The sequence below is a fragment of the Mucilaginibacter celer genome, assembly GCF_003576455.2.
Classification (GTDB): Bacteria; Bacteroidota; Bacteroidia; order Sphingobacteriales; family Sphingobacteriaceae; genus Mucilaginibacter; species Mucilaginibacter celer.
The window spans coordinates 1,865,630-1,879,719 of sequence record NZ_CP032869.1 but is presented as its reverse complement, the minus strand read 5'-3'; the positions used below and the strand labels follow the sequence as shown (position 1 = coordinate 1,879,719).

11 protein-coding genes and 1 pseudogene are annotated in these 14,090 nt (G+C 45.3%); 4 read left to right on the top strand and 8 right to left on the bottom strand.

What is annotated here, in order from left to right; genetic code table 11:
* Positions 1–17 precede the first annotated feature (17 nt).
* The 4 genes from HYN43_RS07300 to HYN43_RS07285 form a co-directional block, all read right to left on the bottom strand.
* Positions 18–854, bottom strand: coding sequence for a fumarylacetoacetate hydrolase family protein (locus HYN43_RS07300; protein ID WP_119408815.1), 837 nt, complete (start codon positions 852–854; stop codon positions 18–20).
* Positions 855–1,019: 165 nt separating this feature from the next.
* Complete coding sequence (locus tag HYN43_RS07295; RefSeq protein ID WP_119408814.1) at positions 1,020–2,141, bottom strand: bile acid:sodium symporter family protein; 1,122 nt, start codon at positions 2,139–2,141, stop codon at positions 1,020–1,022.
* A gap of 11 nt (positions 2,142–2,152) precedes the next feature.
* Positions 2,153–3,436: a mandelate racemase/muconate lactonizing enzyme family protein gene (locus HYN43_RS07290; RefSeq protein WP_119408813.1), complete on the bottom strand. Its 1,284-nt coding sequence runs from the start codon at positions 3,434–3,436 to the stop codon at positions 2,153–2,155.
* Positions 3,437–3,462: 26 nt separating this feature from the next.
* A complete protein-coding gene (locus HYN43_RS07285; protein ID WP_119408812.1) occupies positions 3,463–4,416 on the bottom strand; it encodes an RraA family protein in 954 nt (317 codons plus the stop codon).
* A gap of 243 nt (positions 4,417–4,659) precedes the next feature.
* Here HYN43_RS07285 and HYN43_RS07280 point away from each other — a divergent pair, with 243 nt between their 5' ends.
* The gene (locus HYN43_RS07280; protein WP_119408811.1) at positions 4,660–5,553 is read left to right on the top strand and encodes an AraC family transcriptional regulator; all 894 of its coding nucleotides are present in this window, start codon (positions 4,660–4,662) and stop codon (positions 5,551–5,553) included.
* Complete coding sequence (locus HYN43_RS07275; protein ID WP_119408810.1) at positions 5,550–7,076, top strand: gluconokinase; 1,527 nt, start codon at positions 5,550–5,552, stop codon at positions 7,074–7,076. The genes HYN43_RS07280 and HYN43_RS07275 overlap by 4 nt, the downstream gene beginning before the upstream one ends.
* 48 nt (positions 7,077–7,124) lie before the next feature.
* Here HYN43_RS07275 and HYN43_RS07270 read toward each other — a convergent pair whose 3' ends face one another.
* The 3 genes from HYN43_RS07270 to HYN43_RS07260 all read right to left on the bottom strand — a co-directional run bounded on the left by HYN43_RS07270 (position 7,125) and on the right by HYN43_RS07260 (position 8,726).
* A complete protein-coding gene (locus HYN43_RS07270; RefSeq protein ID WP_119408809.1) occupies positions 7,125–7,475 on the bottom strand; it encodes a nuclear transport factor 2 family protein in 351 nt (116 codons plus the stop codon).
* Between the two features lie 197 nt (positions 7,476–7,672).
* Positions 7,673–8,089: a DUF4267 domain-containing protein gene (locus tag HYN43_RS07265; protein ID WP_119408808.1), complete on the bottom strand. Its 417-nt coding sequence runs from the start codon at positions 8,087–8,089 to the stop codon at positions 7,673–7,675.
* 64 nt (positions 8,090–8,153) lie between these two features.
* The gene (locus HYN43_RS07260; RefSeq protein WP_119408807.1) at positions 8,154–8,726 is read right to left on the bottom strand and encodes a Crp/Fnr family transcriptional regulator; all 573 of its coding nucleotides are present in this window, start codon (positions 8,724–8,726) and stop codon (positions 8,154–8,156) included.
* Positions 8,727–9,015: 289 nt separating this feature from the next.
* On the opposite strand from HYN43_RS07260, the gene HYN43_RS07255 reads away from it, so the two are divergent.
* Positions 9,016–11,460 (top strand): glycoside hydrolase family 95 protein, encoded by a 2,445-nt coding sequence (locus HYN43_RS07255; protein ID WP_119408806.1) that lies wholly within the window; start codon positions 9,016–9,018, stop codon positions 11,458–11,460.
* Between the two features lie 106 nt (positions 11,461–11,566).
* Positions 11,567–11,797, top strand: a pseudogene (locus HYN43_RS07250) (glycoside hydrolase family 97 C-terminal domain-containing protein); the annotation flags it as partial.
* 96 nt (positions 11,798–11,893) lie between these two features.
* On the opposite strand, the gene HYN43_RS07245 reads toward HYN43_RS07250, so the two are convergent.
* Complete coding sequence (locus tag HYN43_RS07245) at positions 11,894–14,026, bottom strand: CRTAC1 family protein (RefSeq protein ID WP_162996355.1); 2,133 nt, start codon at positions 14,024–14,026, stop codon at positions 11,894–11,896.
* Positions 14,027–14,090 lie beyond the last annotated feature (64 nt).

The following is a 14,090-nucleotide window of genomic DNA, read 5'->3' as shown; positions in this document are numbered from 1 at the left end:
TTGTTGCCGTGCTGCAGTTACCTGCCCACCTGGTTTGTAAGTGTACCTATGTTACTTATGGTGATATCGATTACGTCGCCATAATTAAGCGTGAATGAATCAGGAGGCACTATTCCTGTACCTGTCATCAGGTATGCACCCGCCGGGAATGACATCTCCATGAAAAGGTAATTGGCAAGTTCCTGGTGCGTGCGTTTCATCCTGCTGATCAAAATCGCTTCAGCAAACACCTTGTCATCACCCCTGCTTATTTCAATTTGAATTTCTGTATCCTGCGAAATGGCTGTATCCGGTACGTAAAGACACGGACCAACAGCAGCTGCACCATCGTATGATTTAGCCTGGGGGAGATATAAAGGATTTTCTCCTTCGATATCCCTTGACGACATATCATTGCCAATCAGGTATCCCTCAATGGTACCCACGCTGCAAATAAATAACACCAACTCCGGCTCCGGAACGTTCCATTTCGAATCTTTACGGATGCGGACAGTACCGCCCGGCCCAACCGCGCGGGATGCCGACGACTTAAAAAAGATTTCGGGGCGTTCGGCATCGTAAACTCTTGCATAAAAATCGCCGCCGCCGGCATCTTTAGATTCTTCCATCCGGGCATCTTTACTGCGCAAATAGGTTACGCCCGATGCCCAGATCTCCTGGCCCGCAATGGGCGTACTTAAATGTTCCAGGTCGTTCGCCAGCGAAGGATCGGCGGTAATGCTTTGGAGATCTTTTAAAACCTCACTATGCAATGCTTCACGGTTTATAAAACTATCCCAGGTCCAAACGGGCGAGCTGTAAAGCAGCCCGGCGTATTTTACAATAACTTTATTGTTGGTTTTAAATATGTGCATAGCTATTTTTCACTACCCGCGTTTGTGCGGTAGTTATTCATTTATCAAAAAGTGTAACAAATAGGTTACTTGGTTATGTACAAAGAATGTTAAAGCAAATTGCTTTGTCTTCCAAAAAAACACAGCGTTGATTTTTACACAAAAAACTCAACGCATAAATCGCGGTTACTGCTCAGTTGCGCTTTGCAAAGCAGCTTTACGACCGGGAGCCGGCTTTTTTTTATGCCAGTACGAGGCCAGTAAAGAGCCGGTGATATTCATAAAAGTTGAAAAAATTACCGGTGCCAGGCCCAGCGTAGCTATTTTGCCCATTGCTTTGGCAAGCCCCGCGGCCATGCCGCCGTTTTGCATTCCCACTTCTATAGCAATGGTGCGGCAATCACGCTCGTCCATCCCCAATGCCTTTGCCGACCAGAAACCCAGTAAATAGCCGCCTATATTATGCAGTAGCACCAACACAGCCAGCAGCAGGCCTACCTTAAGCAGGCTATCCCGGCCCGCTGCAGTTATAATAATGATAATGCCGATGATGCCGCCCATCGAAATGATGGGCATTATCCTTTTTAGCCAGCCACTACGTTCTTTAGCTACCGAAGAAAACAGTACGCCTAAGGCAATCGGGATCATCACCATTTTAAAAATATCCGTCACCATGGCCCAGGGATCTATTTTAATAAGCGGACCAGCAAGCAGATTCATTAAAAATGGCGTCAATACCGGCGAAAGCAGCGTAGAGATGCTGGTTATGGTAACCGATAACGCCAGGTTTGCCTTAGCCAGGTAGGATATTACGTTAGATGCCATACCATTAGGGCAGCAGCCTATCAGTACAATACCTGCCGCTATTTCGGCAGGCATTCCGGTTAACTTTACACTGAGCGTGGCTATGCTGAAGCCCAGTAAAGGCATAATGATAAAATGGCTCACCACGCCTATAATTATCCCGCCGGGCGATTTCAGCACACCAAGAAAATCATGATAATGCATAGAGGTGCCCATCCCAAACATAATGAGCTGGATAAGCGGGATAATAAGTGTGGCATATTTAAAACTGCCATAGCTGATAAAAAACGCAGGATAATAAAGCGCCATGGCGGCAGCTCCGAAAATCAGCGCCGTATACGCAAAACTTTTGGTTTTTGGCGAAGCGCGAAGGCTTAGGGCAAGCAATACAAAAAAGGCAAGTGTATAAGGCCCTGTGTGCTCCAACCCTTTTGAAAGCACGATTAATACCGCGCCCAATGCAGCGATGGTTAACGCGATGGTAACTTTATAAAAAATGTTCATACAGGTATTGATCAGGCAAAAAATGGAACTCCGGGCATCGCGTATTTCTTCAGCCCTTCCTCATTGATCTCCACACCTACCCCGGGTTTATCAGACAGCACCAGGAAGCCTTTCTCGATAAAAGGTTTATCGTATTGCACTATTTCCTTCCATTTTGGTTCGGTGTCGCTCAGCGTTTGCCACTCAAGAATGTGAAAATTGGGTACCGAGGCGCAAACATGCGCGGTTGCCATTGCACCCAGAAATGAGCCTACCATGTGCGGCGAAAACGGCACATAGTATAAGTTGGCCAGGTTGGCTATCCGTTGCCCTTCGCCCAGCCCGCCGCATTTTTGCAGATCGGGCATTACAATATCAATGCCGGCTTCCGAAAGCAGCCTGGTATAGCCATAAGCCAGGTAAAAATTCTCGCCGGCACAAATAGGTGTGGTTGTTTCCTGGGTTATTGTTTTATATACATCGATATTGTCTGCCGGGATAGGCTCTTCCAGCCACATCAAATTAAGGGGTTCCATCATTTTTGCAACCCTGCGGCCGGTTGTGGCATCGTACCGGCCGTGCATATCCACACATATATCAATATTTGGCCCTACTTCCTTCCTCACAGCGGCTATGGCATTATACATCCTGTCGAGCTCGGCGTTGCTGGCAGTCCAGTTATAACGGTCGAATTTATTCGGGTCGCGGGCATCATCGATATCGAATTTCACGGCAGTGTATCCTCGGTTAACCGCTCCGCGGGCAGCCTTGGCATAATCATCGGGCACCGGGTTGGTGGCTGTATATAATTCCGTATCGCAATAAACACGGCATTTATCGCGGAATTTACCGCCTAATAACTGGTATACCGGTAAGCCCAAAGCTTTGCCGGTCAAATCCCAAAGGGCCGCCTCAACCGCAGTAAGCACGGCTACAAACATACCCGATTGCGCACCGGCGAAAAAGTTGGCTTTCCGTATCTCCTCGGCTATCCGGTTGGGGTTCAAAGGGCTGCGGCCTTTAAGCATTCTTTCCAGCCGTTTAACCAGGTAATAAGTTCCGGCTATGGCATCAACTCCTTCACCCGAGCCCCAGATACCCTGGTTGGTGTATATTTTTACAAAAAGCCCACCGCCCGCGTAGGCACACTTAAATTCGGTAATTTTAAGATCGGATGGAGATGATGCCTGCGGGGTACGCTCTTTGGCATCTATCAACCCTTGCCCAAATGTTTTATTTAATGGCGCTGCCAGTACGGCTGCACCGGCCAATACAGTTTTCGAAAGAAAACTGCGCCTGTTTTGATGGTTTGACATAGTTTATATTATTTAGATAGATTTATTTACCAGGTTCGGTTTTTCAGGATGTTCCGGATCTGCTCTTTGGGTACCGGCAACTCGTTGATATGGTCATTAAGCCATGCCGAAAAATCTTTTTCGATATCGGCGCTCCAGCGGGCGTCTATTTGTCCGGCTGTATATTTGCCCTCTTTTAAGCGCAGGTGGCCAAACATATCCCTTAACCTCACAATCTCGGAGGTGTTTACCACTTTCTCGGCCAGGTGCGGCGGAATAAATATCACTACCCCGTTCTCACCCAAAACCACATCTCCGGGCATCACCGTAGCCTGCTTTATCCTTGTGGGCTGATTGATGCCGATGATCATGGTGTTCAGATCGCCGGGTGGGTTATGGTATGATGGGTCGTAGCTTTCTACAAAGGATGTAAAACCCCCAATCTCTTTCAGTCCGCGCAGGTCTCTCACCGCGCCGTTGTAAACTATACCGTTGCCGGTTTTTGCGTAAATGGCATTGCCAACATTATCGCCAATAGTAGGTCCGTTTTTATGGGCGCCAAACTGATCGGCCACGTATACATCGCCTTTCACCAGCAAATCCACGGGCCAGGTGTTTTGCCCTTTTTTGCCCTGGGCCTTGCCCCTGTCATCAATGGCTTTCCATACATCGGGGCGTGCGGGCATAAAAACCGCGGTTACTGCGCGGCCCACCAACACGCTATCGGGGTTTATTACCAGCCAGTTTTCGGTTATCTGGTAACCGTAACCGGCATTTTTTAAAACAGCCCAGGCTTCTTCAATACTTACCTGCTTCATCCGGACCAGAATACCATCAGGCACTTTAGGACGGCCATCGGCAAAGCGTTCACCCTTCCATTCCGGAGTAAGAAAGATCAGCTCATCCCTCGAAATTTGTTGCGCAAACGTTTTATTGAAAAACAAACAGCAATGCAGCAATACAATACCCGCAATGCGGAAAAAAGGAATCCATTTTTTCATGATAAATTTTAATGAGCACACTATTCAAGGATTAGCGGCTTTGGTTATTATTATAACTGGTTATGAATACATACAAAGTATCATAATATTAAACCAGGAAAATACCATTAAAAAACAGCGTTGGTTTTTATACAAATCTTAGTTTTATATTATGTAAACTTGCTTTACATGGATATGCCATTGGCTATCCGATAGCTGTTGCGGTACGGAGATTACGGCAACGCATACCAATTATAACCCTGGATGAATCAATTGATACTTCGGCAGGGCATATCTAAAGAACTTGCGCATTTTTCGCACATTCTGGAGTTTGCCCATAGAAAGAATAATACTATCCAACTTAATTCCTTTAACAGCAACGTTGCTGACTGTATTTGCCTGTATTATATTGTAGATGGAAAATTTACATGGGAGATTGATTCACAACAACATACATTATACCCAGGCGATTTTGCCGTGATACTGCCTGGGCAACGTATCGGGGGCGAAAGCGGGATTTTGAATATCGGTATGTTATTCTGGATCAAGATCTCGACCGAAGATTGCGGAAAGCTTTTACTGGGAAAATGGAGCGGACTTACCAAAAAAGAAAAATTAGCCATTAACCAGATTTTACTGGTAAATAAACAGCAACTGGTTTTAAAACTGAAAGAAGCGCATTTACTGATGCAGAATTTGCAGCAGGAATTGCAAAATGAGGAAGTGGGCTTTTACACCCGTGTAAACCAGTTACTTGATGAACTTTTTGTATTGATCAGCAGGCAACTGATCAGGCAAAATAATTCCCGGAGGGATTTCCCACAAACATTCCTGAAGCTGGAGCAAACATTGCGGCAAAATCTTGCCCACCAATGGACGGTGGAAGAAATGGCTGCTCTTACCGGCATGGGCACCACAGCCTTTACCGAAAAGGTAAAAAGCTACTCCGGCTTTTCGCCGCTGAACTATTTAATCAACATCAGGATAACCGAAGCAACCAAACTGCTTAAAAAAACAGAGGTGAATGTTACCGACATAGCGCTAAGCACGGGCTTTTATTCGTCGCAGCATTTCTCTACAACATTTAAAAAACTCACCGGGTACACCCCAAGCGAGTTTAGAAAAAATAAAACACCAGATTATCAGTATACATCATGAATTGTATCGTCATTATAGAAATGGGCACTGCCGCTGTACGGGTTTGCGCCTTTGATCTTTCCGGTAATTTAATCAGTTCGTCTAAGGGGCATTACCCCACCTTTCATGAACAGCCTGATCACAGCGAGCAGGATCCGGAGCAGATGTTTATTACCATGCTCTATATTTTAAAAAACCTGCTTATTGAAAAAATCTACCCAAAAAAATATACGGTAACCTGTATTTGCTTCGGCTCATCTATGCATAGTTTACTGGCTGTAGATAAAGATGGCATACCATTGGGCAACGCCATTACCTGGGCAGATAACCGGGGTAAAAAAGAGGCCGCCGATCTTAAAAAGAGCAGCCTGGGCGAGGAAATTTATAAAGCTACCGGAACCCCTATCCACCCCATGTCATCATTAATAAAAATTGCCTGGATGAAGAATCACGAACCAGAGAAATTCAGGATGGCTAAGAAATTTATGCCTATTAAAACCTACATCATTCAGCAACTGACCGGTGCCTGTGTGATAGATTACAGCATCGCCTCTGCAACCGGGTTAATGAACATCCACAATTTAACCTGGGACGAGGCAGCATTGAACTTTGCAGGAATAACCCCGGAAGAATTACCTGATCTGCATCCTGTTTTCTATTCGGATTTAACGCTGAAAAAAGAATATCAAAGGGTATTAAAATTGCAGCCAACGGTTAAAATCCTGATCGGATCGAGCGATGGTTGCCTGGCCACCCTTGGGGCCGGCGTATGGAAAAACCGTATGGCTACCATTACTATTGAAGATAGCGGCGCATTCCGGATTATAGGCGATAAAATAATAGAAGACCCTAAACAGCAAATTTTTAACTACCTGCTTACCGAAAAGCATATTATTACCGGTGGGCCTACCAGCAATGGCGGTGTGATATTCAATTGGTTTGCCAAACAATTTGGCGATTTTAGGGAAGCTTTTGATATCGATCAATCAATGGAGATGCTCATAGAGGAAGCTGCGGGCGTAGAAGTTGGATCGGGCGGATTAATCTTTCTTCCGTTTTTACACGGCGAGCGGGCGCCCATCTGGAACCCGAATTCGAGAGGATGTTATTTTGGCGTCAATATCCGGCACGAGCGCAAACATTTTATCCGCGCCACCATTGAGGGAATCTTATTTGAGATGTACAGCATTGGCCGCACCCTGGAGCAACACCGCCATATCGAAAGCCTGTCTATCAACGGCAGTTTTGCGTCCATCCCGTTTTGCACCCAGATAATTGCCGATATATTTAACAAACCCGTTAGCACATTAAGCCATGCCGACAGTATAGGCAAAGGTGCATTTTTGCTAAGCGCAACCGAGATGGGTATTTATCCCTCGTTAGAAGAAGCTTCCAAAACGGTTACCATGCACCAAACCTATCTACCCAACGCCAAAAATCATGAGGTATATGCCCAGTACTTTAAAGTATTTGAAAGCCTGATAACAAAAGTAGCCGAAGAATTTGACTTTATTTCTGATCTGCAACAGCGGTATAGCCAGTAGTACGCCGGGCAGAAACATTTTTCAGGCAAGTTATATTTATTCGGATAGTTATTCAGGTTTAACCTCGATAACGAAAGCTTTTAATTCCGCCATCTTACCATGGCTGAATTTCCAGACATCGCAATAAGCGTAATCAATAACCCTACCCTGCTCATTTTTTAAGCTGATTTTACCTGTTACGGTTACAAAATCTGCTTCAGCAATCAAATTCTCTACCTCAAACTTCGGTGGCTGTGCGTATACCCCAGCCATATACTTCCGCACCGCTTCTTTTCCCTCAAGTTTCCGGTCGCCTATAAATTCCCATATTACATCGTCTGTGCAGAATGACAGGAAGCCTTCGTTATTTCCTTCGGCTACCATGGCGTTTGCTTTGAGCAATATTTCTTTGTTGTCCATATTTATGACTAATGATGATTTTAAATTCTTGTTACCTGAAATCACCGACCCATTTTGTAATGAGCCGGGTTCATTCAGGGACAATTCATCGATATAAACAACACAGATAGTGGTATTTGTTTTTTATTATACTTTAGGGAACCGGGGCAGCATATCAAAATCACGCCGCCTCCAATCCGATTAAGAGATGGAATACTTTACTCCTGCGTCTGATTTTTAAACAAAAGGAAGCTGTTGACGATCATAACAAAAGCCGTAATACCATGAATCAAAAGATGCTCCATATCCTTTGGACCATTTGTTGTCAGAACGATGAAAAAATCGCCAAGGGGAACAACAATGGTCATGGTAAATACCCAGGCGGCAGCATTTTGCATACGCTTTAACAGCAGGGGCAGTAAAACAATTCCTGAAAAAATATCGCGGATGCCCTTTATTTTGCCGTAGGCGTTATCATGTTCATTATTAAATGGTATGCCATAGCCTACGGCACCTACCTGGGGCTGCAAAATAAAACGGACGCCGATAAAAATAATACCGAGCGCCAAAATGAATGTGATCCAATACGAAGCGGAGCGGATGCCCCAACGATGTTGCTTAATTTGTGTTTCCATTTTTTTAATTATTTATAACACAAATTTCCGGTTCGAATCGGCCCTTTTCGTTCACCTCGGTTAACTAATGGCTTACCATCCGCTTTCTGATCCGTGACAACGATTGCGGCTTGATCCCGACATATGAGGCAATATAATACTGCGGAATCCTTTGCACAAGATCGGGATAAGCCTGCAGAAATTGCCGGTACCGGGCAGTAGGCGAATCTTTGTAAAATGATTTCAGCTGCCGCAAGTGGTTTAAAAAAACTACTTCGATGGCTAAACGCCCCAGTTTGTTGCCTTCGGTTACGGTAGTATACAGCCGTTGCAGGTTTTCGTAGCTAATAACCAGCAAGGAGGTATCTTCAATAGCCTGGATACTTGTATTGGAAGGTTCGCGCGGCAGGAAGCTTTGATAGTTGCAGGTAAACTCACCTTCCTTATTAAAATACAAGGTTTTCTGGTCGCCGTCATCACTGATGTGGTAGCGCAGCAATCCCTTCTCAATAAAACCGACGTACCGGCATAGGTGTCCCTGTTCCAGGAAATACTCGCCTGATTTCAAGAGAAGCGGCTTGAATAAGCCATTTATAATTTCTTCTTCATCGTTGCTGATCTTAATCAGGCTCTTTATTGTTGGTATCAGCAGGTTCATTGGCAGTTTTTATTAACTGTAAGCAAAAATCGTTTAAACAAAAGCTATAATAAATCTAAAGTACCTAAATGTTTACCAGGCTGTACCCGGCAGGGCAAGCCTTATCAGGAATTTTAAAATTTGCTAACGCACATTCAATGATTAAACCCCCGACAGAACAAAATTGGTATATCCATGTCGATTACTTGCATCCTGTGCACCTTCACTATATTACTTTAGTGTCGCGTTGCCGATATTTGATTAACATCTGCAATTAAAACAGACCAGTGAAACCTCATATACTTAATTCATGATTACATTTCCTAAAAAACAGATCTTGTTGTTGGGCATAGCAATTGCCTTTTCTTCTTTGGCACAGGGGCAAACTGGTATTAACCGGAACAAGTTATGGTACAATCAGCCGGCAGCCAACTGGAATCAGGCTTTGCCTATCGGCAACGGCCGTATTGGAGGAATGATTTTCGGTAACCCGGCTCAGGAACGCGTGCAACTTAACGAAGCCACTATTTGGGGCGGAGGCCCTAATAATACCATTGACTCAGCAGCAAAACCACATATTGACGAGGTAAGGGCCCTACTCGCGCAGAAAAAGTATACCGAAGCGCAGCAGGCTGCCAACAAATACCTCGGCCCTAAAGGCAACAGCGGTATGCCCTACCAACTGGCCGGGAACCTTTATATTAATTTTTCTGGACATGAAGATGTTACTGATTACCGGCGGGATCTGGATATTTCCAACGCCACCGCCACAGTGAGTTATACCAGCAATGGCGTTCATTATAAACGCGAATTTTTCACTTCATTTTCGGGCAATGTACTGATGGTTCGGCTATCTGCCGATAAACCAGGGATGATTAACTGCGTGGCAAAACTTCAAAGCCCGCTGGCGGTACAAACAACTGGCAGGCAGGGCACAGTGATATTGAGCGGCAAGGGCAGCGATCATGAAAATCAAAAAGGACAAATCAGGTTTGATGTGCTGGCCCGGGCAAAATCTGATGGCGGTACTGTTGAGGTTGATACTGCGGGCATCGCTATATCAAAGGCTAACAGTGCAGTCATTTATTTGTCGATGGCTACCAATTTTGTTAACTACCATAACATTTCTGCCAATGCGCTTAGCCGGGCCATGAACATTATGGATAAGGCTTATCCGCGTAGTTTTGATGAGTTGCACCGCAGCCATGTGCAGCTTTTTCAATCGTACTTTAACCGGGTAAAACTAAACCTTGGTTCTGCGGCTGTGCAGCCAACTGACGAGCGGATCCGGAATTTTGCCACCAATGATGATGCACAGCTTGCCGAACTCTATTTTCAGTTCGGGAGATACCTGTTAATCTGTTCTTCGCAACCGGGCTCACAGGCTGCCAATCTTCAGGGGATCTGGAACGGTGAATTAAAAGGGCCCTGGGACAGCAAGTATACCATAAACATCAACACAGAAATGAATTACTGGCCCAGTGAAACCACCCGGCTTCCGGAGTTGAACGGCCCCTTGTTCGATTTGATAAGTGATGTTTCAGTTACGGGGAAAGCCGAGGCTAAGGTGATGTACGGTGCCCGAGGATGGATGCTTCACCATAATACCGATATCTGGCGGATAACCGGTATTGTTGACGGGGCCTTCTGGGGGTTATGGCCTACCTCTAATGCCTGGTTATGCCAGCATATCTGGGAGCATTATCTTTTTACAGGCGATAAGGCATTTCTTGCAAAATATTACCCGGTGATGAAAGGTGCGGCCCGATACCTTATGGATGTACTTCAAAAAGAACCTGATCACGGATGGCTTGTAGTATCTCCGTCGGTATCGCCCGAGCATGAATACATTCCTGGCCGCGATGGGGTATCTGTTACTGCCGGCGCAACGATGGATAACCAGCTTGTTTACGGTTTATTTACCGAAATAATACATGCCGCCGGCGATTTAAAGAATGATAAAAGCTTTGCAGATAGTCTTGCGGTTCTCCGGGCTAAATTACCGCCTATGCAGGTTGGTAAATACGGCCAGCTACAGGAATGGCTTGACGACCTTGACCGTACCGACGATGATCACCGGCATGTATCGCATCTTTACGGCCTGTTTCCAGGTAACCAGATCTCTCCGTACCGGGCTCCTGAACTTTTTAGTGCCGCCAAAAATTCGCTGCTTTACCGTGGTGATGTTTCCACCGGTTGGTCGATGGCCTGGAAAATTAACCTGTGGGCACATTTGCTTGATGGTAATCATGCTTACAAATTGATAAAAGACCAGATCAAGCCGGTAACCGGCAGGTCGGGCGGCACGTATCCCAACTTTTTTGATGCCCACCCCCCATTCCAGATTGATGGAAACTTTGGCTGCACATCCGGCATTGCCGAAATGTTGCTACAAAGTTATGACGGTTCAATTCATCTTCTGCCCGCCATACCAGATGACTGGAAAACAGGAAGCGTATCCGGCCTTGCGGCCCGAGGCGGCTTTACAGTAGACATGGAATGGGCCGATCATCGCATTACCAAACTGGTTATCCACTCCGGCATTGGCGGCAATTGCCGCATCAGGGCAAATCAACAAATCACAAACAGTATCCTAAAAAAAGCTTTGGGCCAAAACAGCAATCCGCTTTACAGGATAATTGATATTCAAAAACCCATCATCCATCAAAACGAAAAGGATTTGTCGGTAAAATTGCCCGAAAGCTGGCTTTATGATTTAAAAACCCAGCCCGGTAAAACCTACCGTATTATTTAAGCCATTAACTTTCTGATGATGATCAACATATTTAAAACCTATCCACAAATGTTAAAGTCATTTAATCGTTCTTTCTTCCTGTGTGTTAATATAATTAGCGCGCAGAACAGGTAACAACTGGTTTATCGGCGGCATTAACGGTGAGAACCAACCCGGACAAACAGCTATCGACTTCGGCTTTTTACCCAAAGAAAAACGTTACCGGTTAACATTAATGGCGGATGGCGATCATAATATGGCATTTAGGGAGCAATATATCACCGTAACAACAAAGGATAACCTGCCGGTAAAATGGCTGCCTCAGGGTGGCTTTGCAGGATATATAGAAGAATTGTAACAAAAAACGGGTCTGTCTCTTAGCCGGAGACAAACCCGTTTTTAAGATCAGGGCAATTCAAGAATGTTATCATCAAAACAATCCCAAACAAGCGTTTTACATCTTCATTGCCATCTTCATCTCTGCCATACTATGGTAACTGAGTTTTTTTAATTGAATCGGGGTAACCTTTTGGCTCCCTTCTGCAATGCGGTAGAACTGGTTTACCTTTAAATTGTGAAACCGCTGAACGGTGCGGCTGCCGACCCAGATTATCTCAAGCTCGTTAACAATGTTGGCGTGCCCCACGCCAATTTCTGCCTGTATGGGCGATGAACCGAAACTGCCGCCCGAATTAAGGTCCCGGTAAACGCTTCTTTTAACACCCTTATCATTAAACGTTATTTTCAACTGACTGCCGATGGCGGCTTTATTGCATTTTGTGCCTTCTGCTTTTATGCTTATCCAGTTGTTGTCGTTCTGTCCGGGGTTCGCATACAAGGCGCTGGTGTAAGCATCTCCGGCATAAGCCCCGCCCATTTCAATAAAAATATCCTGTAAACCACAGTTTCTAAAATCGGCAAATGCCACGCCATGACCTTTTTGGAGGTTTCCTGTCCGCGAAATGCTGGTGATATCTTCAAAGCGCCGTCCGTCAACATTCCTGAACATTTTGTTTGGGATAAGAGAGCCGAAATCGGGGTTGCCTGTGCCAAAATACAAATCGGGGAAACCATCATTGTCAATGTCGCCAAAGTTTGCGCCCATGCTAAACACTACTTTATCAAGCCCTGTTTGTTTGGAAACATCGGTAAATGTGCCGTTGTGGTTATTCTTATACAGGTAGATACCTCCTGCATTTGGCACGGGTTTTCCAAGGGCCTCGGCAGCCGAATAGTAGCCCAGCGGGGCCTCAAATTTGTAATCTGCAATCAGGATGTCCTGCCAGCCGTCGTTATCATAATCAAAAAACCAGGTAGTAAAGGTACTGTTGGTATTTGCCAATATTCCCGATTGTTTGGTAACATCCTCAAAATCGGGGATATTTCCTTTGCTGCCTTTATTCTTTAAAAGATACTTCCGGCCGTCCATCGTCGAAATAAAGATATCAGGCAACCCGTCATGATTAAAATCTGCGGATGTAACTCCTTTCACGTACGACATCACATCACAATGGGCTTTATGGCTAAACTCGGTAAATGTGCCGTTATGGTTGTTCACATAAAGCATGCTCCGGTGAACGTTAACACTGTCGCCATTATTAAAGCCCTCGGCCCCTACAAAAACATCAAGCCATCCGTCGCTATTAAAATCGGCCCAAACTGCTGCCTGCGTCGGATGATAAAAAAGTAAACCGGCCGCTATCGTTACATCTGTAAATGTACCATCGCCATTGTTCCGCAGCAGGGAGGGTGGCTGGTTGCCGAAACCGTTCTTTTTCCAGGCACCACGCAGTACAAAAATATCCATCCTGCCATCATTGTTGTAATCGGTTTGCTGGATATTCAATCCCCCGGTAAACTTCAGTAAACCGCTTGCTTCAGATCTGTCAATGAAAGTTCCATCCAGATTGTTTTGAAAATAATGCATGTGGTCATCAAGTTCCGTTCCCGAGGTTACGATGTCCAGATAACCGTCGTTATTAAAATCCTCGGCTATCGCACCCCCTGCCCTGCTGTTCAGTTTAATGCCAACATCGGCGGCCATATCGGTGAACGGCTTTATTTTTGCCGAGTCGGTGTTGTTAAGGCCGGGAATTAAAAACGGTTTAGGTACACTATCCGGGTAGTGGCCTAATGTCATGTAAGCGATATTGAGCATCCAGCGGGATTCAAGGTCTGAGGGATGTTTCTTTAAAATGCTTTCATAAACCGCAATAGCATCGCGCGAACCGGTTTGATTTACGTGAATAGCATTATCCCGTATCGGGTAAGTGCATGACATGCGGTTGTGGTTCAGCATGCAATTAGTCCGTTCGCCTAAGCGCATATAGGCGAGGCCCATATCCGGTTCAAACAAGTCGCGCTTTGAGCTATCGTTACCCGTTACCATTTTTTCGTAAATGGCAACGGCCTGTTTTTCATCGCCGGTTTCCAGCAATAGTTTGGCTTTGGTGTTTAAAATATAAAAATCGTTCTCTCTTCCCGGCACTTTCAGTAAACTATCGCATTGCGCCACTCTTGCTTCGGGACAAAACGGGTTGCGGCTGTTGTAATCCTTTTTGTTCAGATCTGAAATGATATCAATCATCTTTTGTTCAGATGATTCACAGCAGGATGAAACCAATATTATGGCCGGTATCAGGAATAGGAGC

Bases quoted from the DNA above. Each gene is read 5' to 3' on its own strand.
- HYN43_RS07300 (WP_119408815.1), bottom strand. From the start codon at position 854: ATGCACATATTTAAAACCAACAATAAAGTTATTGTAAAATACGCCGGG.
- HYN43_RS07295 (WP_119408814.1), bottom strand. From the start codon at position 2,141: ATGAACATTTTTTATAAAGTTACCATCGCGTTAACCATCGCTGCATTG.
- HYN43_RS07290 (WP_119408813.1), bottom strand. From the start codon at position 3,436: ATGTCAAACCATCAAAACAGGCGCAGTTTTCTTTCGAAAACTGTATTG.
- HYN43_RS07285 (WP_119408812.1), bottom strand. From the start codon at position 4,416: ATGAAAAAATGGATTCCTTTTTTCCGCATTGCGGGTATTGTATTGCTG.
- HYN43_RS07280 (WP_119408811.1), top strand. From the start codon at position 4,660: ATGAATCAATTGATACTTCGGCAGGGCATATCTAAAGAACTTGCGCAT.
- HYN43_RS07275 (WP_119408810.1), top strand. From the start codon at position 5,550: ATGAATTGTATCGTCATTATAGAAATGGGCACTGCCGCTGTACGGGTT.
- HYN43_RS07270 (WP_119408809.1), bottom strand. From the start codon at position 7,475: ATGGACAACAAAGAAATATTGCTCAAAGCAAACGCCATGGTAGCCGAA.
- HYN43_RS07265 (WP_119408808.1), bottom strand. From the start codon at position 8,089: ATGGAAACACAAATTAAGCAACATCGTTGGGGCATCCGCTCCGCTTCG.
- HYN43_RS07260 (WP_119408807.1), bottom strand. From the start codon at position 8,726: ATGAACCTGCTGATACCAACAATAAAGAGCCTGATTAAGATCAGCAAC.
- HYN43_RS07255 (WP_119408806.1), top strand. From the start codon at position 9,016: ATGATTACATTTCCTAAAAAACAGATCTTGTTGTTGGGCATAGCAATT.
- HYN43_RS07245 (WP_162996355.1), bottom strand. From the start codon at position 14,026: ATGATTGATATCATTTCAGATCTGAACAAAAAGGATTACAACAGCCGC.